Source organism: Rhizobium sp. SRI_017, from assembly GCF_057586295.1.
Window position 1 is genome coordinate 277,002 of sequence record NZ_JBYCZP010000006.1, and the last position, 25,577, is coordinate 302,578.

21 protein-coding genes are annotated in these 25,577 nt (G+C 61.9%); 8 read left to right on the top strand and 13 right to left on the bottom strand.

The annotated features are described in order from the left end of the window. Positions 1-6: 6 nt before the first annotated feature. Positions 7-408 carry a F0F1 ATP synthase subunit epsilon gene (locus AC2YI2_RS16215; protein ID WP_487387518.1) on the top strand — a complete coding sequence of 134 codons (402 nt, stop codon included), beginning with the start codon at positions 7-9 and terminating at the stop codon, positions 406-408. Between the two features lie 61 nt (positions 409-469). On the opposite strand, the gene AC2YI2_RS16220 is transcribed toward AC2YI2_RS16215, so the two are convergent. Further along, a complete protein-coding gene (locus AC2YI2_RS16220) occupies positions 470-760 on the bottom strand; it encodes a hypothetical protein (RefSeq protein ID WP_487387519.1) in 291 nt (96 codons plus the stop codon). 229 nt (positions 761-989) lie between these two features. On the opposite strand from AC2YI2_RS16220, the gene AC2YI2_RS16225 reads away from it, so the two are divergent. Together AC2YI2_RS16225 and AC2YI2_RS16230 are read left to right on the top strand one after the other, a co-directional pair. Further along, entirely contained in the window at positions 990-2,135 is a 1,146-nt protein-coding gene (locus AC2YI2_RS16225) for an iron-containing alcohol dehydrogenase (protein WP_487387520.1), read from the top strand. Between the two features lies 1 nt (position 2,136). Further along, positions 2,137-3,636, top strand: coding sequence for an aldehyde dehydrogenase family protein (locus AC2YI2_RS16230; protein WP_487387521.1), 1,500 nt, complete (start codon positions 2,137-2,139; stop codon positions 3,634-3,636). Between the two features lie 37 nt (positions 3,637-3,673). Here the strand turns inward: AC2YI2_RS16230 and AC2YI2_RS16235 are convergent, their stop codons facing one another. The 10 genes from AC2YI2_RS16235 to AC2YI2_RS16280 form a co-directional block, all read right to left on the bottom strand. Next, positions 3,674-4,900, bottom strand: coding sequence for a glycosyltransferase (locus tag AC2YI2_RS16235; RefSeq protein WP_487387522.1), 1,227 nt, complete (start codon positions 4,898-4,900; stop codon positions 3,674-3,676). A gap of 61 nt (positions 4,901-4,961) precedes the next feature. Continuing rightward, a complete protein-coding gene (locus AC2YI2_RS16240; protein ID WP_487387523.1) occupies positions 4,962-5,765 on the bottom strand; it encodes an exodeoxyribonuclease III in 804 nt (267 codons plus the stop codon). Between the two features lie 64 nt (positions 5,766-5,829). Continuing rightward, a complete protein-coding gene (locus AC2YI2_RS16245; protein WP_487387524.1) occupies positions 5,830-6,495 on the bottom strand; it encodes an outer membrane lipoprotein carrier protein LolA in 666 nt (221 codons plus the stop codon). Positions 6,496-6,608: 113 nt separating this feature from the next. Next, complete coding sequence (locus AC2YI2_RS16250; RefSeq protein WP_487387525.1) at positions 6,609-9,296, bottom strand: FtsK/SpoIIIE family DNA translocase; 2,688 nt, start codon at positions 9,294-9,296, stop codon at positions 6,609-6,611. 111 nt (positions 9,297-9,407) lie between these two features. Then, positions 9,408-10,796: an FGGY-family carbohydrate kinase gene (locus AC2YI2_RS16255; protein ID WP_487387526.1), complete on the bottom strand. Its 1,389-nt coding sequence runs from the start codon at positions 10,794-10,796 to the stop codon at positions 9,408-9,410. A 190-nt stretch (positions 10,797-10,986) separates the two neighbouring features. Continuing rightward, a complete protein-coding gene (locus AC2YI2_RS16260) occupies positions 10,987-12,003 on the bottom strand; it encodes an ABC transporter permease (RefSeq protein ID WP_487387527.1) in 1,017 nt (338 codons plus the stop codon). Continuing rightward, the gene (locus AC2YI2_RS16265) at positions 12,000-12,980 is read right to left on the bottom strand and encodes an ABC transporter permease (protein WP_487387528.1); all 981 of its coding nucleotides are present in this window, start codon (positions 12,978-12,980) and stop codon (positions 12,000-12,002) included. The genes AC2YI2_RS16260 and AC2YI2_RS16265 overlap by 4 nt, the downstream gene beginning before the upstream one ends. Then, complete coding sequence (locus tag AC2YI2_RS16270) at positions 12,977-14,509, bottom strand: sugar ABC transporter ATP-binding protein (RefSeq protein ID WP_487387529.1); 1,533 nt, start codon at positions 14,507-14,509, stop codon at positions 12,977-12,979. The genes AC2YI2_RS16265 and AC2YI2_RS16270 overlap by 4 nt, the downstream gene beginning before the upstream one ends. Positions 14,510-14,763: 254 nt before the next feature. Then, the gene (rhaS, locus tag AC2YI2_RS16275) at positions 14,764-15,753 is read right to left on the bottom strand and encodes a rhamnose ABC transporter substrate-binding protein (RefSeq protein WP_487387530.1); all 990 of its coding nucleotides are present in this window, start codon (positions 15,751-15,753) and stop codon (positions 14,764-14,766) included. Between the two features lie 42 nt (positions 15,754-15,795). Further along, positions 15,796-16,605 (bottom strand): DeoR/GlpR family DNA-binding transcription regulator, encoded by an 810-nt coding sequence (locus tag AC2YI2_RS16280; protein ID WP_487387531.1) that lies wholly within the window; start codon positions 16,603-16,605, stop codon positions 15,796-15,798. Between the two features lie 197 nt (positions 16,606-16,802). Between AC2YI2_RS16280 and AC2YI2_RS16285 the strand changes: the two genes are divergently transcribed. Further along, positions 16,803-18,902 carry a bifunctional rhamnulose-1-phosphate aldolase/short-chain dehydrogenase gene (locus tag AC2YI2_RS16285; RefSeq protein ID WP_487387532.1) on the top strand — a complete coding sequence of 700 codons (2,100 nt, stop codon included), beginning with the start codon at positions 16,803-16,805 and terminating at the stop codon, positions 18,900-18,902. A 224-nt stretch (positions 18,903-19,126) separates the two neighbouring features. Further along, positions 19,127-20,416, top strand: coding sequence for an L-rhamnose catabolism isomerase (rhaI, locus tag AC2YI2_RS16290; protein WP_487387533.1), 1,290 nt, complete (start codon positions 19,127-19,129; stop codon positions 20,414-20,416). Positions 20,417-20,423: 7 nt separating this feature from the next. Here rhaI and AC2YI2_RS16295 read toward each other — a convergent pair whose 3' ends face one another. Further along, on the bottom strand, positions 20,424-22,073 hold the full coding sequence (locus AC2YI2_RS16295; RefSeq protein ID WP_487387534.1) for a cache domain-containing protein: 1,650 nt from the start codon (positions 22,071-22,073) through the stop codon (positions 20,424-20,426). 251 nt (positions 22,074-22,324) lie between these two features. Continuing rightward, a complete protein-coding gene (locus AC2YI2_RS16300; RefSeq protein ID WP_487387535.1) occupies positions 22,325-23,092 on the bottom strand; it encodes an IclR family transcriptional regulator domain-containing protein in 768 nt (255 codons plus the stop codon). Positions 23,093-23,216: 124 nt separating this feature from the next. Here AC2YI2_RS16300 and AC2YI2_RS16305 point away from each other — a divergent pair, with 124 nt between their 5' ends. From AC2YI2_RS16305 to AC2YI2_RS16315, 3 genes are all read left to right on the top strand, one after another. Continuing rightward, positions 23,217-24,074 (top strand): CoA transferase subunit A, encoded by an 858-nt coding sequence (locus AC2YI2_RS16305; protein ID WP_487387536.1) that lies wholly within the window; start codon positions 23,217-23,219, stop codon positions 24,072-24,074. Next, positions 24,071-24,856, top strand: a complete 786-nt coding sequence (locus tag AC2YI2_RS16310) for a CoA-transferase subunit beta (protein WP_487387537.1) — start codon at positions 24,071-24,073, stop codon at positions 24,854-24,856. The genes AC2YI2_RS16305 and AC2YI2_RS16310 overlap by 4 nt, the downstream gene beginning before the upstream one ends. 160 nt (positions 24,857-25,016) lie before the next feature. Further along, positions 25,017-25,451 carry a low affinity iron permease family protein gene (locus AC2YI2_RS16315; RefSeq protein WP_487387538.1) on the top strand — a complete coding sequence of 145 codons (435 nt, stop codon included), beginning with the start codon at positions 25,017-25,019 and terminating at the stop codon, positions 25,449-25,451. Positions 25,452-25,577 lie beyond the last annotated feature (126 nt).

Consider the following 25,577-nt stretch of genomic DNA (forward strand, 5'->3'; position numbering starts at 1 on the left):
AAGTCTATGGCTGATAGCTTCAATTTCGAACTGGTGTCGCCCGAGCAGCTTCTGCTGTCCGCTCGCGTTACCGAGATCGTGCTTCCGGCCACGGAAGGCGAAATGACCGTGATGGCCAACCATGCACCTTTCATGACGACGATCCGTCCCGGCGTCGTCACGGTGAAGGCGGAAGACGGTGCAGTTTCCAAGTTCGTCGTGTTTGGCGGCTTTGCCGACATCCTGCCCACTGGGTGCACGCTGCTCGCCGAATCGGCTTACACAGTTGCCGAGTTCAGCCGCGATGCGCTCAGCGGTCGTGTCGAACTGGCAAAGGCCGATCTGGCGGTCGCCGCGAGCGACGAAGGCAAGAGCCGCGCCGCCCAGCTGGTCGCGGACCTCGAAGTCCTGTCTTCGGTGGCTGCATAAGCGGTATCCGATCCGCACTTCTTTCGAACGGCTCGCTTTGCGGGCCGTTTTCGTTTGTGCATTAAGTCCTGGATCTCGCATACCAGTTCCGGACCATCAGGACGTGCACGATCTGGGCGCAGAGTATCGCGATACCGCCGATAATCGCGCCAGCACCCAGCATCGACAGGATGATGATCGCGACGAGCCCGACCAGAGGGATCAGGCCGAAGGCAATCGCACGCGGCGCGGACCAGTTCACGCCACCGCCGATGCCCCATTGCATGGGTATCGAGGCCGCGCCCGGTGCAACGGTGAAATAGGCGTAGAGTCCGATGACAATCAGGGCGATCGCAGGCAGGAACTCAATCATGAAGACCTCCCGGAGAACATACGGCACCCATCATAAGCACGATTTTGCCTGAGACGAAGCGCTATGTCCCACGGCTCGCACGCCGTCGACATCGCCAGAACCAGGACTTTGCTTTTTGCACCGCCAAACCTGATTTTCATGTCGCATTTGACTGTCTGAAATGACGCGGAGACGCGATAATTTCGCGGCCGATCCATTCACGCGCGGCGCGGTCATTCCGGAGATTTCCATGAAATTCGCATTGTCCCATATTCCCGACATCAGGTTCGGGGCGGACGAAATCGACCATCTCGCAGGCCATGCCAAGAGCCTCGGCGACATCAAGAGAGCGGCCATCGTCATGGACTCCTTCCTGGCCGGCAACGGCCTCGGCAAGCGTGTCCAGGACATGCTGTCTGCCGAGGGCATCGCGTCGGAAATCTACTCGGGCTTCGCGGGTGAGCCGAAACTGAAGCATGTCCAGGAAGCGACCGCGGCCGCCGGGGGCGCGGAACTCGTGATCGGTATCGGTGGCGGCTCGGCACTCGATATCGCCAAGATCGTCGCCTGCACGGCGGCGTCGGGCGAGGACGCGATGCATTACGCGCTCGCGGCCAATCCGCTGCCGAAGAACGCGCTCAAGAAGATCATGATCCCGACCACGGCGGGCACCGGCTCGGAGACCTCAGCGACCAACATCTTCGCCGGCCCCGAGGGCAAGAAGCTCTGGATCTGGGGGGCGGAAAGCAAGGCGGATCTCGTCATCCTCGACCCGGCACTCACTGTGTCGCTGCCGGCCAACCTGACGGCCTGGTGCGGAATGGATGCCTTCATCCACGCCTTTGAAGCATCCACCAATCGCAATACCCATGCTGCCGGCAAAGTGTTCGGCCATGAGGCGATGCGGCTCATCGCCGCCAATCTCGCAGAAGCCGTAAAGAACCCTGGCAATCTCGATGCGCGCGGCAAGGTTCTGCTTGGCTCCTGCTATGCCGGCGTTGCCATCGACAATTGCGGCACGGCCATAGCACACAATATATCGCATGCGATGGCCGGTCTCGCGCCGGTGCATCATGGTCTCGCGACCGCTCTCGGCTTCGAAGTGTCGACGCCGTGGCTTTCGGAAGCGAAGACCGATGACCTCGATGAAGCTGCTGCGGTACTGGGCCTCTCTGAGCCCTCCGAAATCCCAGCCTTCGTTACCAAGCTGATGGATGCTTGCGGTATCAAGCGCGCGATCCCGGCGGCCTTCGCCAAATTCACGGCCGCCGATCTCGCGACCGAAATGCGCGCCACTGAAAATCAGCCGATGCGCCGTTCCACGATCCGTGACGTCTCGGATGCCGATCTCGACAATTTCGCCCAGGCGATCATGACAATGCAGAAGGAAGGCTAGGATGACCGGTCAATACACGAGAGACTATTGGCAAAACGCACTCGACGCCGCCAAGCTCAATGGCCGGATGTTCATCAACGGCCAGTCTGAAGATGCGGCCGACGGCACCACCTTCGTCCGCATCCGTCCGATGGACGGCCAACCGGGCGGTACCTTTGCCCGTGGCAAAACCGCCGACGTCGACCGCGCCGTTGCAGCGGCCCGCGCGGCCTTCGAGTCCGGGGTCTGGCGCCACAAGGATCCCACGGAACGCAAGCGGATCATGCTGCGCTGGGCCGAGCTGATGCGCGAGCACCGCGAGGAATTGGCGCTGCTCGAGACGATCGACGTCGGCAAGCCGGTCATGGCCTCGCTCAATGTCGATGTCACGCTCGCCGCCAACTGCATCCAGTATTATGCCGAGCTCTGTGACAAGCTCTATGACGAAATCGCGCCGACCGGTCCGAACGACCGGGCCCTCGTCCGCAAGGTGCCGATCGGCGTCATTGGCGCAATCACGCCGTGGAACTATCCGCTGATCATCGATAGCTGGAAGCTCGGACCGGCGCTGGCAGCCGGCAATTCGGTGGTGCTGAAGCCCGCCGAACAGTCATCGCTCTCGGCCATCCGCATCGCCCAACTTGCTCATGAGGCAGGCCTGCCCGCCGGCGTTTTCAATGTCGTCACCGGTTTTGGCGAAGAGGCCGGCCAGGCGCTCGCCAAGCATATGGATGTCGACATGATCGCCTTCACCGGCTCGACCGAAGTCGGCAAGCTGATCATGGGCTATGCCGCCCAGACCAACCTCAAGCGCGTCGCGCTCGAACTCGGCGGCAAGTCGCCGCTTGTCGTTTTCGCCGATGCTGACCTCGATGCCGCCGCGTCCGCTGCGGCCTGGGGCTGCTTCTACAATGCTGGCGAAACCTGCCACGCCTCGACCCGGCTCGTAGCCGAGCGTTCGATCATGGACGCGCTGATCAAGAAGATCGAGGAGGTCACCGCCCGCGAGATCACGCTAGCCCATCCTTTCGAGCCCGCTGCCCAGATCGGCGCGCTGATCGAGGACGCCCATCTCATGAGGGTGCTCGGCATGATCGAGGCCGGCGAGAAGGAAGGCACGAAGCGCGCCTTCGGCGCCGAGAAGGTGATGACAGAAACGGGCGGTTCCTACATGTCGCCGGGCGTCTTCGTCGCCACGTCCAATGCCGACTCGCTTGCGCGGCAGGAGATCTTCGGGCCCGTGCTGACCGCCATCCCCTTCGACACCGAAGAGGAAGCGCTCAGGATCGCCAACGACACGAGCTATGGTCTCGCGGGCGCCGTGTTCACCACCAATATGAGCCGCGCACATCGCGTGTCGGAGGGTATTCATGCCGGTACGGTCTGGATCAACACCTACGATATTTCCAGCCTCGCCACGCCCTTCGGCGGATTCAAGCAGTCCGGCTTCGGCCGCGACCGCTCGGTGCATGCGATCGACAAATATTGCGATTACAAGACGATCTGGCAGCGGTTCAGCTGACAAACACGGGCGAGCCGGGGAATGAGCGGCTCGCTGCTCATTTCGCCACGCTGAGAAGCCGATCGACAATTGCGCTGTGGCGCTCGATGGCGATCTCGGCTGACCAGCACCGGCGGATCGTCTGACGCGCGCTTGCCCGCATCGCTTCGGCGCGCGGGCCGGCGTCCAACATTTCTGCGATGCGATCGGCGAGTTCTGCAGTGTCGAAGAAGTTCGCCAGCCGCCCGTTCTCGCCATCCGTCATGAATTCCCGCACCGGGGCGGTGTCGGAGGCGACAATCGCGCAACCGGCCGCCATGGCTTCGAGAAACGACCAGGAGAGCACGAAGGGTACCGTGAGATAGACATGGGCCGAGGAGACGCGCAGCGCGTCGCGATAATCCTCGTAGCTGAGCCTGCCGAGAAAATGCGTCCGGGCAGGATCGATCCGGGCCTTCTCCATCACGTCATGAAAATGGCTCTCGGTGCCCAAGCCGCTTCCGTAGTAGACTGTCCGGTCCCCCAGAATGATCGCCTCGACGCGTGGATCACGAGCCTGAAGCCGCGCAAGCGCGTCGATGAACTGCCCGAAGCCGCGGAACGGATCGGCGCCGCGGGCGAGATAGGTCACGATCCAGTCTCCTCGTCCGACTGCCCGACCATCCGGAAGGGTGAAAGTCGCGATCGAATCGGGCGAGAAGAAATCGAGATCCACCCCGTCGGGGAGCACTTCAATCTTGTCACGGATGATCGCCGGAAACTGCGACTTCTGCCATTCGGTGGGCGAGATCAGAGCATGCCCCTGGGCGAGATCCGCGAGGATCGGCAGGTTAAGCGTGCTGGTGCCCATGCGCTGCGGCAGCGGTCGCCCGCCCGGCGTCAGATAGTCCGTGCTGCGTGCGTCGTTGTTGTAGAACCACTCGCAGAATTTCACGAACTTTGCCTTGGGAAAAACGTCGTGGAGGAAGGCGGCGCTGCCCCAGCCGGTATGCGAATAGACGATATCCGGGCGCCAGCCCTCGCTCGAAAACTGCTCTGCACGCAGTGCCAGATTCGCTGCTTCCCTGAGGAATCGCGCGGTTCCGGCCAGCGCATCATTGTTGCGGCCGGCGGCCGGCGGTTCTGCTCCGAATTCAATGAGGCGCACACGATCGATCGGGCTGCTCGATCGCCCATCGACAATGCCGCTATGGAAAGCGACGACGTCATGGCCTTGCTCGACGAAATGCCGTGCGAGCCGTGCAAACTGTCCCGGGAAGTAGGGATGGACGAAGCAGATCTTCATCGGCGCGAAACTGTCTGATCGGGTTGAGGATAGACATCTCCGCTCGGCATCGACCTTTCCCTCAGAAAGCAAATCTCGCAATGACCGGCACGTGGTCGGACGGCTTCTCCCAGCCCCGGGCCTCCTTGAGGATCTCGATATCCGAGAGATGCGGGCCGAGGTCCGGCGACGACCAGACATGGTCGAGCCGGCGGCCCTTGTCGGCGAGTTGCCAATTGGCGGAACGATAGCTCCACCACGTATAGAGCTTCTGCGGTTCCGGCGTAAACTGTCGCATCAGATCGAGCCAGGTCCCTGATACGATGACGTCCTTCAGTCCATCCGTCTCAATCGGCGTATGGCTGACGATTTTGAGAAGTTGCTTGTGCGACCAGACATCGTGCTCCAGCGGCGCGATATTGAGATCGCCGACGAGGACCGAGGAAATGCCGGGCTCTGCGCCGGAATGAACGCCCTTCAAGGCTTCGATGAAGTCGAGCTTGTGGGCGAATTTCGGGTTGATATCAGGATTCGCCTCATCACCGCCCGCCGGCACATAGAAGTTATGCAGCCGCACCGTCTTGTCGGCGACGTCGAAAAGCGCCGAGACATGGCGGGCATGGCCGACATCCCCGGGGTCGCGTTTGTCGAGATCGCGGAGCGGCAGGCGCGAGAGGATCGCAACGCCGTGATAGCCCTTCTGGCCGTTGATCGCCTGGTGCAGATAGCCCCGATCATTGAAGGGTGCGATCGGAAACAGTTCGTTCGGGCACTTGGTTTCCTGCAGGCACAGGATATCAGGCTGCTTCTCGTCCAGGAGCTTTTCGACGATCGGCATCCTGAGCCTGACCGAATTGATGTTCCAGGTGACGAGGGTAAACTGCATGAAATTCTCCGGCGGAATCGATCGCGCCGGAGACTAATGCCGATGGGTTACAAAGCAAGCAGTCTTACTTGTTGTTGGTGTTCCGCTTGTGGACTTCGTCATAGGGGATGGTGAACACGCTTTTGTCAAACGTGACCCCGGTCTGCGTGTTGAAGATCATCACCGACGTGTCCTTGCCCTGGTTGTCGGTAATCGTCCACTGGCGCAGTTCATAGCTACTCGGGTCGAACATCATGGTGATGGTCGAATCGGCGAAAACCGACTTGTCGCCAAGCTTGATGGTGATGAGGTCGGGTTCTTCCTTGACGTCGCGGACCATCTTGCTCTTGAGGTCGATCTTGCTGTCGAGCAAGAGCGCGAGCGGCGTCTTGGAGAGCGGATAGATGTCCCAGGTCCGTAGCTTGGAATTGCCGATCACCACCGAGCGGCCGTCGGAGATCACCCGCATCGGCGAAGGCTTCTCGTAGTTGAAGCGAATCTTGCCAGGGCGCTCGAGGAAGAATTTGCCGCCCGTCTGCTCGCCGCGCGGGCCGAACTGGACGAATTCGCCGGTCATGGTCTTCACCGACGAGAAATGGTCGGCGATCTTCTGCGCAACGGCGGCCTTCTGGGCGACCGCATGAGGCGCCGGCATTGCGGCAAAGAGCGCGAGAGCTGCGGCGCCGGCCAGGATGGCGCGCCGGGTGGGAGATGCGCCGGCAATCCGGTTCGCGGTCTCGAATCGATCCATTTAGGTCTCCTTTTCGCCGCCCATAAGGTAGGGAAAACTGCGGCGCCTTCAAGGCGTCGATTGCCTGTAATCCACGGGCTCGCGCGCCTTCAACGCGCAAAACCCGCCCCGGTTCAGCGCGCCAGAATATCCTCTTCGGTCGGCACGAGAATTTCGCGCTTTCCGGCGTGGTTGGCGGGGCCGACGATGCCTTCCTTCTCCATCCGTTCGATGATCGAGGCTGCCCGGTTGTAGCCGATCCCGAGGCGACGCTGGATGTAGGAGGTCGAGGCCTTACCGTCGCTCAGGACCACGGCGACAGCCTGGTCGTAGGGATCGTCGGATTCGGCGAGATTGCTGGTGCCCGATGGGGCGCCGGAATAGTCGCCGTCTCCACCATCATCCTCATCGGCGGTGATCGCATCGAGATATTGCGGTGAGCCCTGGGTCTTGAGGAATGCGACGACGTCTTCCACTTCCGTGTCGGAGACGAAGGGGCCGTGTACGCGCTGGATGCGTCCGCCGCCGGCCATATACAGCATGTCACCCTGGCCGAGCAGCTGCTCGCCACCCTGTTCGCCGAGGATGGTGCGGCTGTCGATTTTCGACGTCACCTGGAAGGAGATGCGGGTCGGGAAGTTCGCCTTGATCGTGCCGGTAATGACGTCGACCGACGGACGCTGCGTCGCCATGATGACATGGATGCCGGCCGCACGCGCCATCTGGGCCAGGCGCTGCACGGCGCCTTCGATATCCTTGCCGGCGACCATCATCAGGTCGGCCATTTCGTCGATGATGACGACGATATAGGGCAGTGGCGCGAGGTCGAATTCCTCGGTCTCATAGACGGCCTCGCCGGTGTGACGGTCGAAACCGGTCTGCACGGTGCGGGTAATCCCCTCACCCTTTTCCGCCGCCTTGGCCACACGTTCGTTGAAGCCGTCGATATTGCGGACGCCGATCTTCGACATCTTCTTGTAGCGCTCTTCCATCTCGCGGACGGTCCATTTGAGCGCGACGACGGCTTTCTTCGGGTCGGTGACGACGGGCGAGAGAAGATGCGGGATGCCGTCATAGACGGAGAGTTCGAGCATCTTCGGGTCGATCATGATCAGCCGGCACTGTTCCGGCGTCATGCGATAGACCAGCGACAGGATCATGGTGTTGATCGCGACGGATTTACCCGAACCCGTCGTACCGGCGACGAGCAGGTGAGGCATCTTGGCGAGGTCGGCGACAACGGGTTCGCCACCGATCGTCTTGCCGAGCGCGACGGCGAGCTTGGCTTTGGTCTGATTGAAATCGCGCGAGCCGATCATCTCCCGGAAATAGACCATCTCGCGAATGCGGTTCGGCAATTCGATACCGATTGCATTGCGGCCGGGCACGACGGCGACGCGGGCGGCGATCGCGCTCATCGAGCGGGCGATATCGTCGGCAAGGCCGATGACGCGGGAAGACTTGATGCCGGGCGCAGGCTCCAGTTCGTAGAGCGTCACGACCGGGCCAGGACGGACATGGATGATATTGCCCTTGACGCCGAAATCTTCGAGTACGCCTTCGAGTATGCGCGCGTTCTGCGACAGCGCTTCCGTCGAGAGCGAAGCATCGCGAGCGATGCTCTTGGGCTCCGCCAGTAGCTCCAGCGGGGGCAGGTCGAATGTGTCGGAATAACTGGTGCCACGATGCTCCTGCCGCGGGGCGGCCGGCGCACGTGCCGGCTGGCGCGGCGCGGATTGCGGCGCAGCGGCGATCGTGCGGGGTGCGCGGATTTCGGCTGCCGGCGTCCAGTCGTCGCCATCATCGTCGTCGGGAAGAATGCCAGCCGGGCGGCGCATGCCGTCCATATCGAAGGGCGGGTCATCCTCTTCGCCGAGCGGCGGTGTGACGAACGCCCGGCGCTGCTGGACGCCTGCGGGCTCTCCGAACATCGACGGCTCGATCCGGCCGCCAACCTTGGGCGCTGCCTTCTGGCGATCATCGTCGTGGATGAGGCCGAACTCCTCGTCATTGAGATCGACCGGCTCATCGAAGCCCTGCTTGACCGGCGCGCGGGCTGAAAGCCCCATCGAGCGGCGCAGCCGCGCCTGGGCCGAGAACCATGCATGTGCCGCATAACCCTGGATGATGGCGAAGGGCGAATCGCGCTCGTCGTCATCGTCTTCCTCTGGCTGGGCGGCGACCGGCGTCTTGATGATCCTGACCGGCATCGAGGCTGCGGGGTTCTTGGCAACCTTTTCGGGCTCGGCGGTGATAATCAGGTTGGCAGAGAAGGCGAGCAGGCCGGCTGCCGGAACGGAGCAGATCGTGCCGATGATGATCGCTGCGATGCCATCGGGATAGGCGCCGATGAAGAGAGCCGGAAATTTAAGGATGAGGTCGCCGAAGACGCCGCCGAGACCGTTGGGAATCGGCCAGGTGGCGGGAGGCTTGAGGCAGGAGAGAGCGGCGGAGGCGAGCACCGAGCCGCCCAGCCAGGCACCGGCACGCTGTGGCAGGCGGTGGACTGGCACGTTCAGCACCATCATCAGCGACCAGGCGAAGACCGGCAGGAGGGCCAGCACGGCGCCAAGGCCAAAGAACTGCATCATCATGTCGGCGAAGTAGGAACCGGCGGTGCCGAGGATGTTGGCCGGTTCGCGAGAGGTCGCGTTGGAATAGCTCGGATCCAGCACGTTCCAGGTCGAGAGCGCTGCGATCGCCAGCCCCAGCAGCGCCAGCAGGCCGACGCCGGCAATGGCCTTGGCCTGGCGCCACAGGAAGGATGATACCGTGAAGCGCGCGGTTCGGCTGGGATAATCTGCCGGAATGCTTCTCGCCATGGGTCACTCACTCGCAAAGTCTAGGCGCGCGGAGAGGCCGCGCAGTTCGGGATGCTGCGAGATTAGCGGGGGAGGGTTAATTCGCGCTTAACCATGTGAGACAGGCGTATGTTAACCCTGTGCATTTTCCGAAATTTGTCGCCATTCGGCCGCGTAGGCGGCGATCCGTGGGTCGGGAGAGAGGGTTGAGACCTTGCTGTGCGAGGCGATGCGGGCGTCGCGCCCGAGGGCAAGGAGTGCCGTTCCGGCCGAGGTGCCTGTCACACCGGAGCCGCCGGTCATGACCGAGCGGCCGGTCACGGCCTGCAAGGTTTCGAGAAACGTCGTATTGGCGGCAAGCGGTCCTTCGACCACGACCGGTCCATCCGCGCCGATCAGTTCGAGCGATACTGAAGTCATCATGCCGAGATAGAGCGAGACGGCATAGAGATAGCCGCCAGGCGTGAGCGTTTTGGGATCGCCTTTCCATCCGCCCTTGCGACCGACGAAGGGGCCGGAATCATCAGGAACCGCAGGCAGCAGCATGACACCGCCGTCGAAGATGGCATCGCGATCGGTTTGCGTGATCTCCGCCTTCGGATCGGCCTCCAGCATGGCGAAGACGCGGCCGCCCATGAAGCGAGCAGACGGCACCGGATCGCCGAAGGCGTTGACATTCATCAGCGTGTCGCGTGCTTCGTCCAGCGCGATCTGCCTACCGCCGACCGAGAAGCAGATGACCCAGGTGCCGGTGGAAACGACGGAGAAGGGTGGATCGTCAGACTGGAGATGGGTGAGCAGCGAAGCGTTCGAATCATGGATGCCACTGAAGACCAGCGTGGTCGCGGGCAGGCCGGTTGCGGCGGCGATTTCGGCCTTGAGAGTTCCCAGAATGTCGAAGGCGCTGCCGACGGGCGGCATAAGCTTGCGCCAGTCCATGCGGTCGACAAGGGAGGAAAAGTCCTTGGCGTAAGGATTCCAGAGATCGGCATGGGCGCCGATCGATGTCGCTTCCGATGCGCGGATGCCGGTCAGCCGCATCGCCCAATATTGCGGGTAGGGGATGATCGAGGTGACGCGGGCGAAATCGTCCGGAAAGGTCTTGGCCTGCCAGAAGAGCTGGGCGCCGACATTGAGGCCGCAGACGAGGCGCGGCGATCCGGTTTCCGAAAAGGGCGGACGCACGGCGTCGTACTCGGCCTTCAGCGTGTCTGGGCCGTCGAATTCGTAATCCAGCATCGGCAGGGCTAGATTGCTCTCCGCATCGACGAGCGTGATCGAAGCGCCATGCGCTGTGATTGCGATGGCGTCGATGCGCTCCTTGGCGCCGATCTCGCGAAGGCTCGCCAGGAAGAAATTCCAGAGGCCTTCGATATCGTAATGCGGGTAGGGGCCGTCCTTCAGCACTGTGTTTGCTGTCGAATGGACATGGCTCTCACGGCCCTCGACGACATCGAACAGCGCCACCTTGCCATTGGTCTTGCCGACGTCGATGACGGCGACGTTGCGGATTGGGGTCATGGCCTCGACGTCTCCGACGACGGTGCAAGAAGACCCTCTCTCGCCTGCCAGCCATCTCCCCCACAAGGGGGGAGAAGACTCGTGGCGTCCTCCTGCCTCAAGTGAGGCACAAGCGAAGCGGCCCGGTTAGCCCCTCCCCCTTGTGGGGAGGGGTTGGGGAGGGGTCTTGCCGTCATGCGCAATCCCTCCCTCAATGCCCGCCCGCCGCCTTGCGCCGTCCACTGATCCGGCCCGCGATCATCGGCACGCCGATGACCAGGATCAAGAGCAGGCCGATGAAAATCGACATGACGATGCCGGGCACATTGAGCAGGCCGAAGCCGAAGGTGACCAGGCCCATGATGATGGCGGCGAGGACGATGCCGGGGATGCTGCCGGAACCGCCATTGATATTGATGCCGCCGAGCACGACCATGGTCACGGCTTCGAGCTCGAGGCCGGTGGCGATCGATGGGCGGGTGGAGCCCAAGCGCGAGGTTAGGCAGACCGCTGCGATGCCGCTCATCAGGCCCGTCAGCAGGAAGAGGATGAATTTGACCCGCGCCACACGGACGCCGGAGAACAGGGCAGCCGTCGGGTTGTTGCCGATCGCATAGACGCGGCGGCCGAAGCTGGTGCGGTGGAGCAGGATGTAGAACAGGATGGCCATCACCACGAAGAGCACGAGCTCGAATGAGAAGACCCACCAGACATAACCCTGGCCGAAATAGGCGAATTCGCTGGGATAGCCGGTATAGGCCTTGTCGCCGAGGATGATGTAGGCGATGCCGCGGAACAGGCTCATCGTGCCGATGGTGACGACGATCGAGGGCAGGCCGAGACCGGTGACCAGCCAGCCATTGATGGCGCCGCAGGCGAGGCCGGTGGCCATGCCGACCAGCACGAGTTCTGTCGGGCCGGCGCCATATTGCATGGCAGTCCCCATCATCGTCGAGGACACCGCGATGATCGAGGCGACCGAAAGGTCGATCTCGCCGGATATGATGACCAGCGAAAGCGCCAGCGCTACCAGAGCTTTTTCGGTGAAGTTGAAGGTCGCGTCGGAGAGATTCCAGGGATCGAGGAAATAGGGCGAGGCGAAGGAATTGACGATGAAGATCGCCACCATCACCACGAAGAGCAGGCTTTCCCAGCTTTTCAACGCGCGTTCGGCCGGGCTCTTCAGCCGGTCCGGAATCTGGCGGGGCGTGAGGTTAACAGTGGTCATGCGGCGGCCTCCGCTCGTCTCAGGATAACGCGGCCCTTCTTGCGCTCGGCGCGGGCATTGAAGGCGACGGCGATGATGATGACGCTGCCTGAAATCGCGAGCTGCCAGAAGGGCGAGACATGGATGACCGGCAGCGCATTCTTGATCACGCCGAGGAAGAGCGCGCCGAGCACCGCGCCCGGCACCGAGCCGATGCCGCCGGCGATCGAGACGCCACCGATCACGCAGGCCGCGACGACGTCGAGCTCGAAACCGAGGGCGATATCGACATAGGCGACCGCGTATCGCGACACCCAGAGATAGCCGGCAATGCCCGAAAGCGCACCGGACAGGACGAAGGCGAGGAAACGGGTGCGACCGGGATCGATACCGGCATAGATGGCTGCATTGGCATTGCCGCCGACGGCGAAGAAGGCGCGGCCGAGGGCGGCCCGGCCGATCAGCACGAACATCAGCACGATGGCCAAGATGGAAATCCAGCTCAGCACCGGCATGCCGAGGAATGCGTCTCGCGGGAAGGACTTGTAGGCGGCCGACATCTGGTGGGCGTTGACCCATTTGCCGTCGCTCAAGAGGAAGATGGAGCCACGGAAGATCGTCATCGTGCCGAGCGTGACGACGATGGGCGGCATGTTGAGCTTCCAGACAAGCAGGCCGTTGATCGAGCCGAGCGCCGCACCGAGCACGATGACCGTGAGCAGCAGGAGCGGCACGGGAATGCCGGGATAGGACGCATTCAGCATGGCCGAGACCATGCCGCAGAGCGCGAGATTGGCCGCCATCGAAAGGTCGATGCATTTCGACAGGATCACGCACATCTGGCCGAGCGCCAGGATGATCAGGATCGACGTGTCGTTATAGGCATTGCCGAGACTGGCCGGGGAGGCGAAGCCCGGCACGCGGAGCGAGATCAGCATGATCAGCGCGACGATGGCGGCCAGAAGCTGCAGCTCGCGATATTTCAGGAATGTGCTCATGCTGGCTCCCCTATGGCCTGCTCCCTCATGCCGGCCGCCGCCCGGACCAGCTTTTCGGCGGTCAGCCCCTCGCGCGGATATTCGGCGACGATCCGTCCTTCGCGCATGACGATGACCCGGTCGGACATGCCCATGATTTCGGGGATTTCCGAGGACACCATGATGACGGCGAGGCCGGCGCCGGCGAGTTCGCTCATGAATTCATGGACGGCGGCCTTGGAGCCGATATCGATGCCCTTGGTCGGTTCGTCGAGGATGATGACCTTCGGCTTGGTCGCCAGCCATTTGGCGATCACCACCTTCTGCTGGTTGCCGCCCGAGAGCGTGCCGACATCCTGATCGAGCGAGGCGGCGCGGAGGTCGAGCCGTGAGGTGTATTCGCGGGCAAGGCGGAACTCCTCGGCCATATCAAGGAAGCCGCGGCGCGAGGTGCGCTCCAGCGACGGCAGCGTCACATTCTGGAAGATCGGCATGCCAATCACGGCGCCTTGCCGGCCGCGTTCTTCCGGCACGTAGACGATGCCCTTGGCGACCGCTTCATTCGGTGTGCGGATGACCGCCACCTCGCCGTCGATCTTGATCGCACCCTTGGAGGGCTTGGTGATACCGAACAGCGCCTGCATGAACTCCGAACGGCCGGCGCCGATCAGGCCATAGAAGCCAAGGATTTCGCCGCGGCGGAGTTCGAAGCCGATGTCTTCGAATTCAGTGGGGTGACAGTAGCCCGTGACAGTCAGCACTGGCGCGCCGATCGCGACGTCCTTCTTGGGAAAAACCTGGCCGATGTCGCGGCCGACCATCAGGCGGACGAGCTGGTCCTCGTCGGTCTCGCGGATCAGGCCGGCGCCAACCATCTGGCCGTCGCGGAAGACGGTGTAGCGGTCGGCGATGCGGAAGATTTCGTCGAACTTGTGGGAGATGAACAGGATCGCCTTGCCCGAGGCCTTCAGGCGCTCGACCAGTTCGTAGAGCTCGCCGATCTCCTTGTGCGACAGCGCGGCGGTGGGCTCGTCCATGATGACGACGCGGGCATCGACGGACAGCGCGCGGGCGATGGCAACCAAATGGCGCGAGGCGATGGCAAGGTCGCGAAGGCGGGTCTTGGGATCGATCTTCGCGCCGGCCTTCTCCAGCAGGTCGCGGGAAAGCTCGTACATTTTCGGCCAGTCGATCAGCCCGAAGCGGTTGCGGGGTTGGTGGCCGATGAAGATGTTCTCGGCGACCGACAGCTCGTCGAAGAGCACGGTCTCCTGATGGATGGCGGTGATGCCCGCCTTCAATGCCGCATGCGCGGAGGGGAAGTTCACCGGCTGGCCTTCGAAGGTGATCTCGCCTTCGTCCGCCTGATAGATGCCGGTCAGCACCTTGACGAGCGTCGACTTGCCGGCGCCGTTTTCGCCGACCAGCGCGGTCACTTCGCCGGGATGGAGCGAGAGCGAAACGCCGCTCAAAGCCTTCACGCCCGGGAAGGATTTGGAGATCCCGGAAAGCGTGATCGTGGCTGGCAGTGAAGGTGTCATCGCGTCCATGGGTTCGTCGGGCTTTGTGGGTGTGATGTACCCCCCTCTGTCCTGCCGGACATCTCCCCCTCAAGGGGGGAGATTCGCCGGTGGCACGTTCGGCGCCCCACCATTGCCGTCGCATCCTTGGCAGCGGCCATGCGAGAGGCAGAGCAGTGCTCCATCGAATCTCCCCCCTTGAGGGGGAGATGCCCGGCAGGGCAGAGGGGGGTAAACTCGAGCGCCCGACTCCCAAGGGAGCCGGGCGATTGCCGTTGTCCAGATCAGAAGATCTTGGCGAACTCTTCGACATTCTTGGCGTCGTAGACGAACGGGTCGGACATTGCGCCTTCGAGGTTGTCGTCGAGCTTCAGCGAGCCCATGCGGCCCATCTTGATCTCGGCGCCCGGCTTGACTTCGGCACCGTTGATCAGCGAATAGGACAGCATCGCGGCCGAATAGCCGAGGTCGATCGGGTTCCAGATCGCGAAGGACTTGGAAGCGCCCGACTTCACATGGCCGGCCATTTCGGAGGGGAGACCGAGACCGGTGACGTTGATCTGGCCGATCTTGCCGGCGTCGGTGACAGCCTGCGCTGCAGCGACGATGCCGACCGAGGTCGGTGCGATGATCGCCTTGAGGTTCGGGTATTTCTGGATCAGGCCCTGGGTCTCGCGATAGGACTTGTCGGCGAGGTCGTCACCATAGACGGTGTCGACGACGGTGATGCCCTTGTAGTTGCCCAGCACCTTGTTCATTTCGGCGATCCAGGTGTTCTGGTTGGTCGACGTCGCGGTCGCCGAAAGCACGGCCACTTCGCCGCCTTCAGGCAAGTTGTCGGCAGCGAGCTTGATGATCATGTTGCCGATCAGCGGGTTGGACGACGGGTTGAGATGCAGCTGGCGGCCGTCCTTGGCAACGCCGGAGTCCCAGGAAATGACCTTGATGCCGCGGTCCATGGCCTTCTTCAGCGCCGGAACGAGGGCGTCGGCGTCATTGGCCGAGACGGCGATCGCGTCGACCTTCTGGGCGATCAGCGAGTTGATCACTTCGATCTGGCCTTCTGCGGTGGTCGTCGTCGGGCCGGTATAGATGATCTCGACATCGCCGAGTTCCTTGGCCGCTTCCTGTGCGCCCTTGTTGGCGGCGTCGAAGAAGCCGATGCCCAGCGCCTTGACGACGAGTGCGATCTTCTTGTTTTCAGCATGCGCGACATTGGCCATGAGGGCCGTCGCAACAGCGGCGGTCACCAGTAGTTTCTTCACGATACCCATTTAATCCTCCCTGGGTTTAAACCAATCCCCGGTGTTCCCTCCTCAGGAACGGACCGTGGTTTTCTCGACAACGGTTTCTGCATTGCCGGCGACGACGAGTTTGACGCCGGCGGCTTCGAGCATCGCGGCGTGTCTGTCCTCGATGCCGGAATCTGTGATGACGGTGGCGATCCGCTTCAATCCGCACAGGATGAGGCTGGAGCGCTTGTTGAATTTCGACGAGTCGACCAGCACGATCAGGTCGTCGGCCTGGTCGATGAGCTTCTGTTCGGCCTGGATCAGCAGCGGGTCGGTTTCCATCAGGCCGAGTGGCCCGAGGCCCGAGGCACCCATGAACATGCGGTGCGCATAGAAATTGCGCGTCACGTCATTGTCGAAGGGCGAGAGGATGACGCTCTGCTCGCGATAGATCACGCCGCCCGAGACCATTACCGTGTTCTTGGAATGCTTGACCAGATGCTCGGCGATCGGGAACGAATTGGTGAAGACCTGCATGCGGCGGTTCACCAGGAAATGCACCATCTGGAACGTCGTCGTGCCGCCATTGATGATGATCGCGTCGCCATCCTCGCAGAGCGCCACGGCTTCGCGGGCGATGATTTGTTTCTGGCGGGAATTGATCGTTTCGCTGACGGAGAACGGCCGGCCGGCAAGACCGACGAACTGCGGCGGATGGAGCGCCTCGGCGCCGCCACGGACGCGGCGCAGCTTCTTCTGGACATGCAGAGCCGCAATGTCGCGTCGGATCGTGGCCTCGGAGCTGTCGGTCAATTCCACCAGTTCGGTGACGGTGACGACCGGCTTTTCCTGTACCGCGGATATGATGATCCGATGGCGCTCTTTCTCGTGCATGGTCCCTCCCATTGCGTTAATGCTTCCATCAATTTCGCGCAGTGTCAATCACGTCCGCTCATAATAATTCATTGTGCAGCGCAATATGACTGATTTTGATCGTTTGTGATTGACAGATCGCCGATCTCATGTGATTTGATCGGTCAAAGCTTAACCGCGTCCCCGGGCGCGGCCAATCGTTTCTGGAGGAGACTGCAATGACCGAGCAACGCGGTGGCGCACGCCTTGAGAATCTGTGGGACAAGGCGAAGGCATCGGGCATGACCGAGCCGGAACGCCTGATCTACCGCTCCAATCTGCTCGGCTCCGACAAGAGAATCACCAATTACGGCGGCGGCAACACCTCGGCCAAGGTGATGGAAAAGGATCCGCTGACGGGCCAGATGGTCGAGGTCATGTGGGTCAAGGGTTCGGGTGGCGATGTCGGCACCATCAAGCGCGATGGCTTTGCCACGCTCTATATGGACAAGCTCAAGAGCCTGAAAAACATCTATCGCGGCGTCGAATTCGAAGACGAGATGGTGGACTACCTCACCCATTGCACCTTCAACCTCAATCCGCGCGCCGCCTCGATCGATACGCCGCTGCATGCCTATGTGCCGCGCGTCCATGTCGACCACATGCATCCCGATGCGATCATCGCGATTGCCGCGTCCAAGAATTCCAAGGAACTGACGCAGGAGATCTTCGGCGGCGAGATTGGCTGGTTGCCCTGGAAGCGCCCGGGCTTCGAGCTCGGCCTGTGGCTCGGCAAGTTCTGCGAGGAAAATCCCAGCGCGCGGGGCGTCGTGCTCGAAAGCCATGGCCTGTTCACCTGGGGCGATACCGCCGAGGAGAGCTATCTCACCACGATCGAAATCATCAACAAGGCGATTGCCTGGTTCGAGGCCAAGATAGCCGGGCCGGTTTTCGGCGGCCAGAAATTCCACGCTCTGCCCGAGGATCAGCGCCGCGAAGTCGCTGCAGCGTTAATGCCGGTCATCCGCGGTATGATCTCGGCCGCGGAAGCCAAAGTCGGTCATTTCGACGACGGCGCTGCCGTGCTCGAATTCGTCTCGTCCAACAATCTCGAAGCTCTCGCAGCGCTCGGCACATCCTGCCCCGACCACTTCCTGCGCACCAAGATCCGCCCGCTGGTGATCGATTTTGATCCTGCCAATCCAGATATCGTCAAGACGCTGGCCGGCCTCGACGCCGCTGTTGCCGAGTATCGGGAGGGCTACAAGGCGTATTACGAGCGCTGCAAACACGACAATTCACCTGGGATCCGCGACCCGAATGCGGTCGTCTATCTGGTGCCGGGCGTCGGCATGATCACCTTTGCCAAGGACAAGGCGACGGCCCGCATCTCGGGCGAATTCTATGTCAATGCGATCAACGTCATGCGCGGTTCGTCCTCGGTCTCAACCTATATGGGACTGCCTGAACAGGAAGCTTTCGACATCGAGTACTGGCTGCTCGAGGAGGCGAAGCTGCAACGCATGCCGAAGCCGAAGTCGCTGGCCGGCAAAGTGGCGATCGTCACCGGTGGCGCCGGCGGCATCGGTGCGGCCACGGCTGCGCGCCTGCTTTCGGAAGGCGCCTGCGTCATGCTCGCCGACATCGACGCGGCGGCGCTGAAAGATGCCGCGGAGGGCCTCGCCAATCGCTTCACCGGCGATGTTGTGCGCACGGTTGAGATGAACGTGACAGATGAGGAGGCCGTCGCCGCTGCCTACGCCGATATGGCTGTGGAATTCGGCGGCGCCGATATCGTCGTTTCCAATGCCGGAATCGCGTCTTCCGCGCCGATCGAGGACACCACGCTCGAGCTCTGGAACAAGAACATGGCCATTCTTTCGACCGGCTATTTCCTGGTCTCCCGCGAAGCCTTCAAGCTGCTGAAGCGGCAGAAGACCGGCGGCTCCGTCGTCTTCGTCGCCTCCAAGAACGGCCTTGCCGCCTCGCCGAACGCGGCGGCCTATTGCACGGCGAAGGCGTCGGAGATTCACCTTGCCCGGTGCCTGGCCCTTGAAGGCGCGTCCGAGGGCATCCGCGTCAACGTGGTCAACCCGGATGCCGTCCTGCGCGGTTCAAAAATCTGGTCGGGCGAATGGCTGACCCAGCGCGCCTCGACCTACCAGACCGACAAGGATGGCCTGGAAGAGATGTATCGCCAGCGGTCCATGCTCAAGCGCTCGGTCTTCCCGGAAGATATTGCCGAGGCGATCTACTTCTTCGCCTCCGAGCTGTCGTCCAAGTCGACGGGCAATATCGTCAATGTCGATGCCGGGAATGTGCAGGCGTTTACGCGGTAACCAGCAACGCGCGAGTGGTATGGGAACCCCTCATCCGGCCCTTCGGGCCACCTTCTCCCCAGGGGGAGAAGCGGGAACTAGGGGTCTGCCGTGCCAAAAGTAGCGGCAGCGAAGAATTGAAGGCGAGTATATGGCACCCCGCTTCTCCCCTTGGGGAGAAGGTGGCCGAAGGCCGGATGAGGGGTTCTCATGCCGTCGTACAAACGGAATTGTGAGGGAACACCATGGGCATGATCGAAGAATCTGTCATCGGCGCCACCAACGAAAAGGCGCTCGCGGCGCTGAAGTCCGACTACGCCCATCTTGGCGAAGTCCTGGCGCGACGTGGAGTCGATATCGACTGGGTCAAGAAAAAGGTCGCCGCCTATGGCGTGGCCGTCCCCTCTTGGGGCGTCGGTACCGGCGGCACGCGTTTTGCCCGCTTCCCCGGCACTGGAGAGCCCAGGCACATCTTCGACAAGATGGAAGATTGCTCCGTCATCAACGAACTGACCCGCGCCACGCCGACTGTCTCGCTCCACATCCCCTGGGACAAGGTGCCCGATATCAGCGAGCTCAAGCAGAAGGGCGACGACCTCGGCCTCGGCTTCGATGCGATGAACTCGAACACGTTCCAGGATCAGCCGCAGCAGCGGCTCTCCTATCGCTACGGGTCGCTCAGCCATGCCGACGGCGGCACGCGCCGGCAGGCGGTGGATCACAACATCGAGTGTATCGAAATCGGCAAGCAACTCGGATCGAAGGCGTTGACGGTCTGGGTCGGCGATGGCTCCAATTTCCCCGGCCAGAGCCATTTCGCCCGTGCCTTCGAGCGCTATCTTGACGCCATGAAGACGGTCTACAAGGAACTCCCGGACGACTGGCGCATCTTCACCGAGCACAAGATGTATGAGCCAGCCTTCTATTCGACCGTGGTGCAGGACTGGGGTTCGAACTATCTCATCGCTCAGGAACTCGGCCCCAAGGCCTATTGCCTCGTCGACCTCGGCCATCATGCGCCGAACGTCAATATCGAAATGATCGTTTCTCGCCTGATCCAGTTCAAGAAGCTCGGCGGCTTCCATTTCAACGATTCGAAATATGGCGATGATGATCTCGATACCGGTTCGATCGATCCATATCGCCTGTTCCTCGTCTTCAACGAGTTGGCGGATGCCGAACTTTCCAACGCCGATGGCTTCAATCCGGCGCATATGCTCGACCAGTCGCACAATGTCACCGACCCGATCGAAAGCCTGATGACCTCGGCGATGGAAGTCTGCCGTGCTTATGCCCAGGCGCTGATCGTCGATCGTAAGGCGCTGTCGGCCCATCAGGACGGCAATGACGCCCTTCTGGCCTATGAGACGCTGAAGCAGGCGTTTCGCACTGATGTCGAGCCGATCCTCGCCATGGCGCGACTCGAAAAGGGCGGTGCCGTCCAGCCGGTTGTGGCCTATCGCGCCTCGGGCTATCGCGGCAAGGTCTCGGACAAGCGGCCGGCAGTGACCGGCTCGGGCGGCGGCATCGTCTAGACGACGTCTATGCCGCGGGCGCGGTGACTGACTTGAAAATCAGACTGAAGCAAAGGCCTTCGGGACGATAGTCGAAGGCCACCTTCGCCTCGAATTCCGGGGTGAAGGCGCGGGAGACGACTTTGGTGCCGAAACCCTCGCGCTCAGGCTTCGTGACGGAGGGGCCGCCGTGCTCCGTCCAGTCGACATGAATCCGTTCGTCTTCCTCGCGCCACGTCAGCTCGACATGACCGGTCAGGTTGCTCAAGGCTCCATATTTTGTCGCGTTGGTCGCAAGCTCATGCAGGACCAGCGACAGAGCGGCCACGGCTTTGGGCGGCAGTGAAATCGTTGGTCCGTCCAGCCGGAACCTGTTGTCGCCGGGCTCGTGATGTGGCGCGACGGCGAGCTTAATGACGTCGATAATGTCAGCGCTCTCCCGCTGCTCAGCCAAGAGCGTGTCATAGGCCCCGGCCAACGCGCGGACCCGAATCGAATAGGTTTCGATCGCCTGCGGCGGCACGATCTTGCTGAAGGTCTGCCGGGCGATCGCCTGGACGACAGAGAGCGTGTTCTTCACGCGATGGGACAGTTCCCGGCTCAGGAAGATACGCGCGGACTCGGCTTCTTCAGCCTGAGCGCGGCGTCGTTCGAGCTCGTCCAGCAACTCGTCGACTGCGGCGCCGACATTGCCGATTTCGCCGTATTGACCACGCATGCCGGTGCGAACGGCGATGTCGCCGTCCGCCCATCGCCCGATGACGGAGACGATATCGCTGATCGGCCTCATGATGAAACGGTCGCCGACGAAGACCGCGGCAGCCGCGGCGAGCATGCCACTCAAGATGATGAGCAGCGCGGCCATCAGCGTACCCCGGTTTACCGGTTCGAACGCAGCTTGCTTCGACAGGCCGGCGGAAATGTAGAGCGGGCTGTCCTCGGAAACAGGTTGATAGCCGATAATGCGTTGGATGCCGTCGCGGCTCGTGGCTTCGAGCGTACCTGGTCGCGGTGCATGCAGGAGATGCATGAAATCCGAGGCGATCTTCGTCCCGATCACATTGGGAAGCGGCGGAGCCCGGACGATAACAAAGCCGTCCCGGTCAACGATGGTAATAATCCTGTCCGAAAGCATGCCGCGTTCCTGTATGCGCGCTTGCAGCCAGCCCAATTTGAGCCCCATAACCAGGATGCCCCGCAATTTCCCCTCGCGCCGCACCGATTTTGCCATCGGCAGCACGTCCGAGCCGGTGATGCGGCCTTTGGTATATCCGCCGATGACGAACTGGTCAGACTGGAGCGCTTCGTGGAAATAGGCCCGGTCGGCGACGCTAATGCCGTTTCGTTGCGGGACGCTGGAGCACAGAACGATGCCGTCAGGGCCGACCATGGAAATCGAGGCGACGGATTGAACCGCGTTGGCGATCTCCGCCAGCACTGAATTGCAGCGCGTGGTCTCGTCCCCGGTGATCGACGGTATGGCCGAAGTTGCAATCAACAGGCTCCGGACGCCCTCGAAGATGCGATCAACTTCCGAGGCTACTTGTCGAGAGTCCTGCAATGCCTGACTGTGGATCTCGGCACTGCGCTGTGCGCGGTACCAAACCTCGTTGTAGATGAGCATGCCGGTGGCGGGGATCAACGCGGCAAGAGCCACTGCAAAGAGGCGCTTCTTCATTAGGTTCCCATCATGCTCCCCGCGGCGCCGCCCTTAACCCGTCGGAATGACATCACCGAGTTACCCGACTTCACCGCAGCTGATTTGCAAGGAAGTCCTATTTTAGCTGACTTGTCAAAGACAGAAGGCTGCATGGATGCGCTTGGCGACCAAGCGATCGGTCGTCACCGCTTCATTGCCGCCGTCGCAGGCAGATGCACGAAAAGCGAGCGAGTGCGGCTCAATGCATGTTATGCGATTGTATAGCGCCGCTACTGGACCACGAAATAGTTCTCGATCGAACTTGCTGCGTCCTTGAGCGACGGCAGGATCAGTTCCCTCATCTCCTCCGGTGAGAAGCGTGACGACTGGGTGGAAATGTTGATGGCTGCGACGATCTTGCCCACGCGGTCGCGAATCGGGACGGCGATCGATCGTAGGCCGAGTTCGAGTTCCTCGTCGATGATGGCAAACCCCTCCTCGGCCACTCGCGCGATTTCGTGCTCCAGCTTTGCGGGATCGGTGATGCTCTTCGTCGTGTGTGCCACGATCTTGGCGGAGGCAAGGAAGGTGCGGAGATCGGTCGGCGGCAGATCCGACAGCAGGACCCGGCCCATAGAGGTGCACCATGCCGGAAGCCGCGTGCCGACATGAAGCGCGACGCTCAGGATATGTCGACCGGGAATGCGGGCGACGTAGACGATGTCTTCGCCCGACAGAACCGCCGCCGAACTCGATTCGTTGAACTTCTCCGCGACGTGCCGGAGGAAGGGCTCGGCATGGGTCCAGAGCGAGGCGCCCTGCAGCCAGGTCCGCGCGACCGTCAGCAGGCGCGGCGACAGCAGGAAGCGCCGATCCTGCTGGATCGCATAGCCGCTGTCGACCAGAGTCAGCAGGAAGCGACGCGCGCCGGCGCGGGTCATCTCCGCTTTTGCGGCCATCTCGGTGAGCGTCATGCCAGCGGGATGGCCAGCGAGGATTTCCATGACGACAAGGCCCTTGCCGAGCGAGCCGACGATGTCACGCTGGTCGTTCTCCATGAAATTCTCCTGCCCACCGCATGGGGAGGCGGAGGATTGACAGTCGTCCCAATTTCAGTGAATAGTATCGCATACAAAACAATTGTTCGCAATACGAACATTTGGAAATCTGGAGGATGGACAATTGGCTAAGTTCATGCCGCTCAAGCAGGCCGTCGCCGAGAACCTGCATGACGGCGACAGCGTGGCTTTCGAGGGCTTCACGCACCTCATCCCGACGGCCGCTGCCCATGAGGCGATCCGGCAAGGGTTTCGCAATCTGACACTCATCCGCATGACGCCCGACCTGATCTACGATCAGATGATCGGGATGGGCATGGCGAAGAAGGTGATCTTCTCCTATGCCGGCAATCCCGGCGTGGGGCTTCTGCGACGCCTGCGCGATGCCGTCGAGAATGGCTGGCCGCAGGCAATCGAGACGGAAGAACACAGCCACGCGGCCATGGCCAATGCCTATGAGGCGGGCGCGTCCGGTCTGCCCTGCGCGATCTTCCGCGGTTATCGCGGTGCCGGCCTTGCCGCCGTCAATCCGAACATCAAGTCGATCACCTGCCCCTTCACGGGAGAGGTGCTTGCGGCAATCCCGTCGATGCGGCCGGATGTGACCTTCATCCATGCGCAGAAGGCCAACAAGAAGGGCGATGTGCTGGTCGAGGGCATTGTCGGCATCCAGAAGGAAGCAGTGCTGGCGGCAAAGCGCGCCGTCGTCACCGTCGAGGAAGTGGTCGAGGATTTCGAGGGCATGCATCCGAACCTCACCGTTCTGCCGGCCTGGACGGTCACGGCGATTTCCGTCGTGCCGGGCGGATCGCATCCATCCTATGCGCACGGCTATTATGAGCGCGACAATGCGTCCTATCTCGAATGGGACGAGATTGCCGCCGACCGCGACCGCTTCCGGGACTGGATGCAGAAAAACGTGATGGAGTCGGGCGTCGAGGATTTTGCCCGCCGCGTCGAGAATCTGAGGAGGGCGAAATGAGCGCCGAGACCCCAAGCCGGAGCTTCAATTCCAACGAGATGATGACGATTGCCGCCGCGCGTGCACTTTCCAACAGCGATGTCTGCTTTGTCGGAATCGGTGCGCCCTCGGCTGCCTGCAATGTCGCCCGTCTTACCCATGCGCCCGAAATCACGCTGATCTATGAAAGCGGCACGATCGGCACCAAGCCGGATGTGCTGCCGTTGTCGATCGGCGACGGCGAACTTTGCGAGACGGCGGTGACCACTGTCTCGGTGCCGGAAATGTTCCGCTATTGGCTGCAGGGCGGCCGTATCACCATCGGCTTTCTTGGCGCCGCCCAGCTCGATCGCTTCGGCAATATCAACACGACCGTTATCGGCGACTATCACCACCCAAAGACCCGCCTGCCCGGCGGGGGCGGCGCGCCGGAGATCGCGACCTCCTGCGGCGAGATCTACATCACCATGGTGCAGTCCAAACGAGGCATGGTCGACAAGATCGATTTCTACACCTCCTTTGGCCACGGCGAGGGCGGCGATCACCGCGAACGGCTCGGCATCACGACGAAGGGGCCGACGCTGTTGATCACCGACCTCGCGGTCTGGAGGCCCGACCCGACGACCAAGGAATTCACGGTCGTTTCGCTCCATCCGGGCGTCACCCGTGAACAGGTGCAGGAGACCTGCGGCTGGCCGGTGAAATACGCCGAGACACTTGAGGAAACAGCGGCGCCGACGGAGCTGGAACTGACGACACTCCGTGATCTCAAGGCCCGTACCGACGCGGCGCACAAGCGCTAGGGTGGCCGGCAGACCACTCGATCGGAGATAAGCCAGCCCGGTGGCGATCGAGGAACTCCGGCGGCCTGCAGCGCGTTGATTGGCGCGTTGTCCGGCGTTGAATTTTGCTGCTTGCATGAGCTTCATCCCGGATACGAACGGTGCCCCAGGAGAAGTTCCAATGCACGCCATGTTCTCGAAATTTGCGTCCGCCACATCGCACGCTATGGGCAAGCCCGTCACTTTCATCGCTGCTCTGACTTTGGTGGTTGTCTGGGCGATATCCGGTCCCTTCTTCGACTTCTCGGAAGTCTGGCAGCTCGTCATCAATACCGGCACCACCATCATCACTTTCCTGATGATATTCGTGCTGCAGAACTCGCAAAATCGGGACAGCGAGGCGCTGCAGGCCAAGCTCGATGAACTGATCCTGACGAGCCGAAACGCGCAGAACCGGTTCATCGGCATCGAGCGATTGGATGAAAAGGAATTGCGGGAGCTAAAGCAACTCCTCGAGCGGCGGGCTAGCGAGAATGCGGACGAAGACCCCAATTCGGCGCTTCACCAGGTAGAGCGAAAGCGTCGGGAGGCATCCAATCCGCAAGCCGCGGAGTAAGGGCGCTTGTATGCCAGTCGCCGCCCCGCAGATCGGACTGCCGCCGAGCACGAATTGCAGCACATCGTGCACCGCCAATCTTCCCCCTGACGCGAGCCACCCCAAAACAAAACCCGCCGAAAAGAT

Coding starts and splice junctions, on each gene's coding strand:
- AC2YI2_RS16215 (WP_487387518.1), top strand. CDS start 7: ATGGCTGATAGCTTCAATTTCGAACTGGTGTCGCCCGAGCAGCTTCTG.
- AC2YI2_RS16220 (WP_487387519.1), bottom strand. CDS start 760: ATGATTGAGTTCCTGCCTGCGATCGCCCTGATTGTCATCGGACTCTAC.
- AC2YI2_RS16225 (WP_487387520.1), top strand. CDS start 990: ATGAAATTCGCATTGTCCCATATTCCCGACATCAGGTTCGGGGCGGAC.
- AC2YI2_RS16230 (WP_487387521.1), top strand. CDS start 2,137: ATGACCGGTCAATACACGAGAGACTATTGGCAAAACGCACTCGACGCC.
- AC2YI2_RS16235 (WP_487387522.1), bottom strand. CDS start 4,900: ATGAAGATCTGCTTCGTCCATCCCTACTTCCCGGGACAGTTTGCACGG.
- AC2YI2_RS16240 (WP_487387523.1), bottom strand. CDS start 5,765: ATGCAGTTTACCCTCGTCACCTGGAACATCAATTCGGTCAGGCTCAGG.
- AC2YI2_RS16245 (WP_487387524.1), bottom strand. CDS start 6,495: ATGGATCGATTCGAGACCGCGAACCGGATTGCCGGCGCATCTCCCACC.
- AC2YI2_RS16250 (WP_487387525.1), bottom strand. CDS start 9,296: ATGGCGAGAAGCATTCCGGCAGATTATCCCAGCCGAACCGCGCGCTTC.
- AC2YI2_RS16255 (WP_487387526.1), bottom strand. CDS start 10,796: ATGACCCCAATCCGCAACGTCGCCGTCATCGACGTCGGCAAGACCAAT.
- AC2YI2_RS16260 (WP_487387527.1), bottom strand. CDS start 12,003: ATGACCACTGTTAACCTCACGCCCCGCCAGATTCCGGACCGGCTGAAG.
- AC2YI2_RS16265 (WP_487387528.1), bottom strand. CDS start 12,980: ATGAGCACATTCCTGAAATATCGCGAGCTGCAGCTTCTGGCCGCCATC.
- AC2YI2_RS16270 (WP_487387529.1), bottom strand. CDS start 14,509: ATGGACGCGATGACACCTTCACTGCCAGCCACGATCACGCTTTCCGGG.
- rhaS (WP_487387530.1), bottom strand. CDS start 15,753: ATGGGTATCGTGAAGAAACTACTGGTGACCGCCGCTGTTGCGACGGCC.
- AC2YI2_RS16280 (WP_487387531.1), bottom strand. CDS start 16,605: ATGCACGAGAAAGAGCGCCATCGGATCATCATATCCGCGGTACAGGAA.
- AC2YI2_RS16285 (WP_487387532.1), top strand. CDS start 16,803: ATGACCGAGCAACGCGGTGGCGCACGCCTTGAGAATCTGTGGGACAAG.
- rhaI (WP_487387533.1), top strand. CDS start 19,127: ATGGGCATGATCGAAGAATCTGTCATCGGCGCCACCAACGAAAAGGCG.
- AC2YI2_RS16295 (WP_487387534.1), bottom strand. CDS start 22,073: ATGAAGAAGCGCCTCTTTGCAGTGGCTCTTGCCGCGTTGATCCCCGCC.
- AC2YI2_RS16300 (WP_487387535.1), bottom strand. CDS start 23,092: ATGGAGAACGACCAGCGTGACATCGTCGGCTCGCTCGGCAAGGGCCTT.
- AC2YI2_RS16310 (WP_487387537.1), top strand. CDS start 24,071: ATGAGCGCCGAGACCCCAAGCCGGAGCTTCAATTCCAACGAGATGATG.
- AC2YI2_RS16315 (WP_487387538.1), top strand. CDS start 25,017: ATGCACGCCATGTTCTCGAAATTTGCGTCCGCCACATCGCACGCTATG.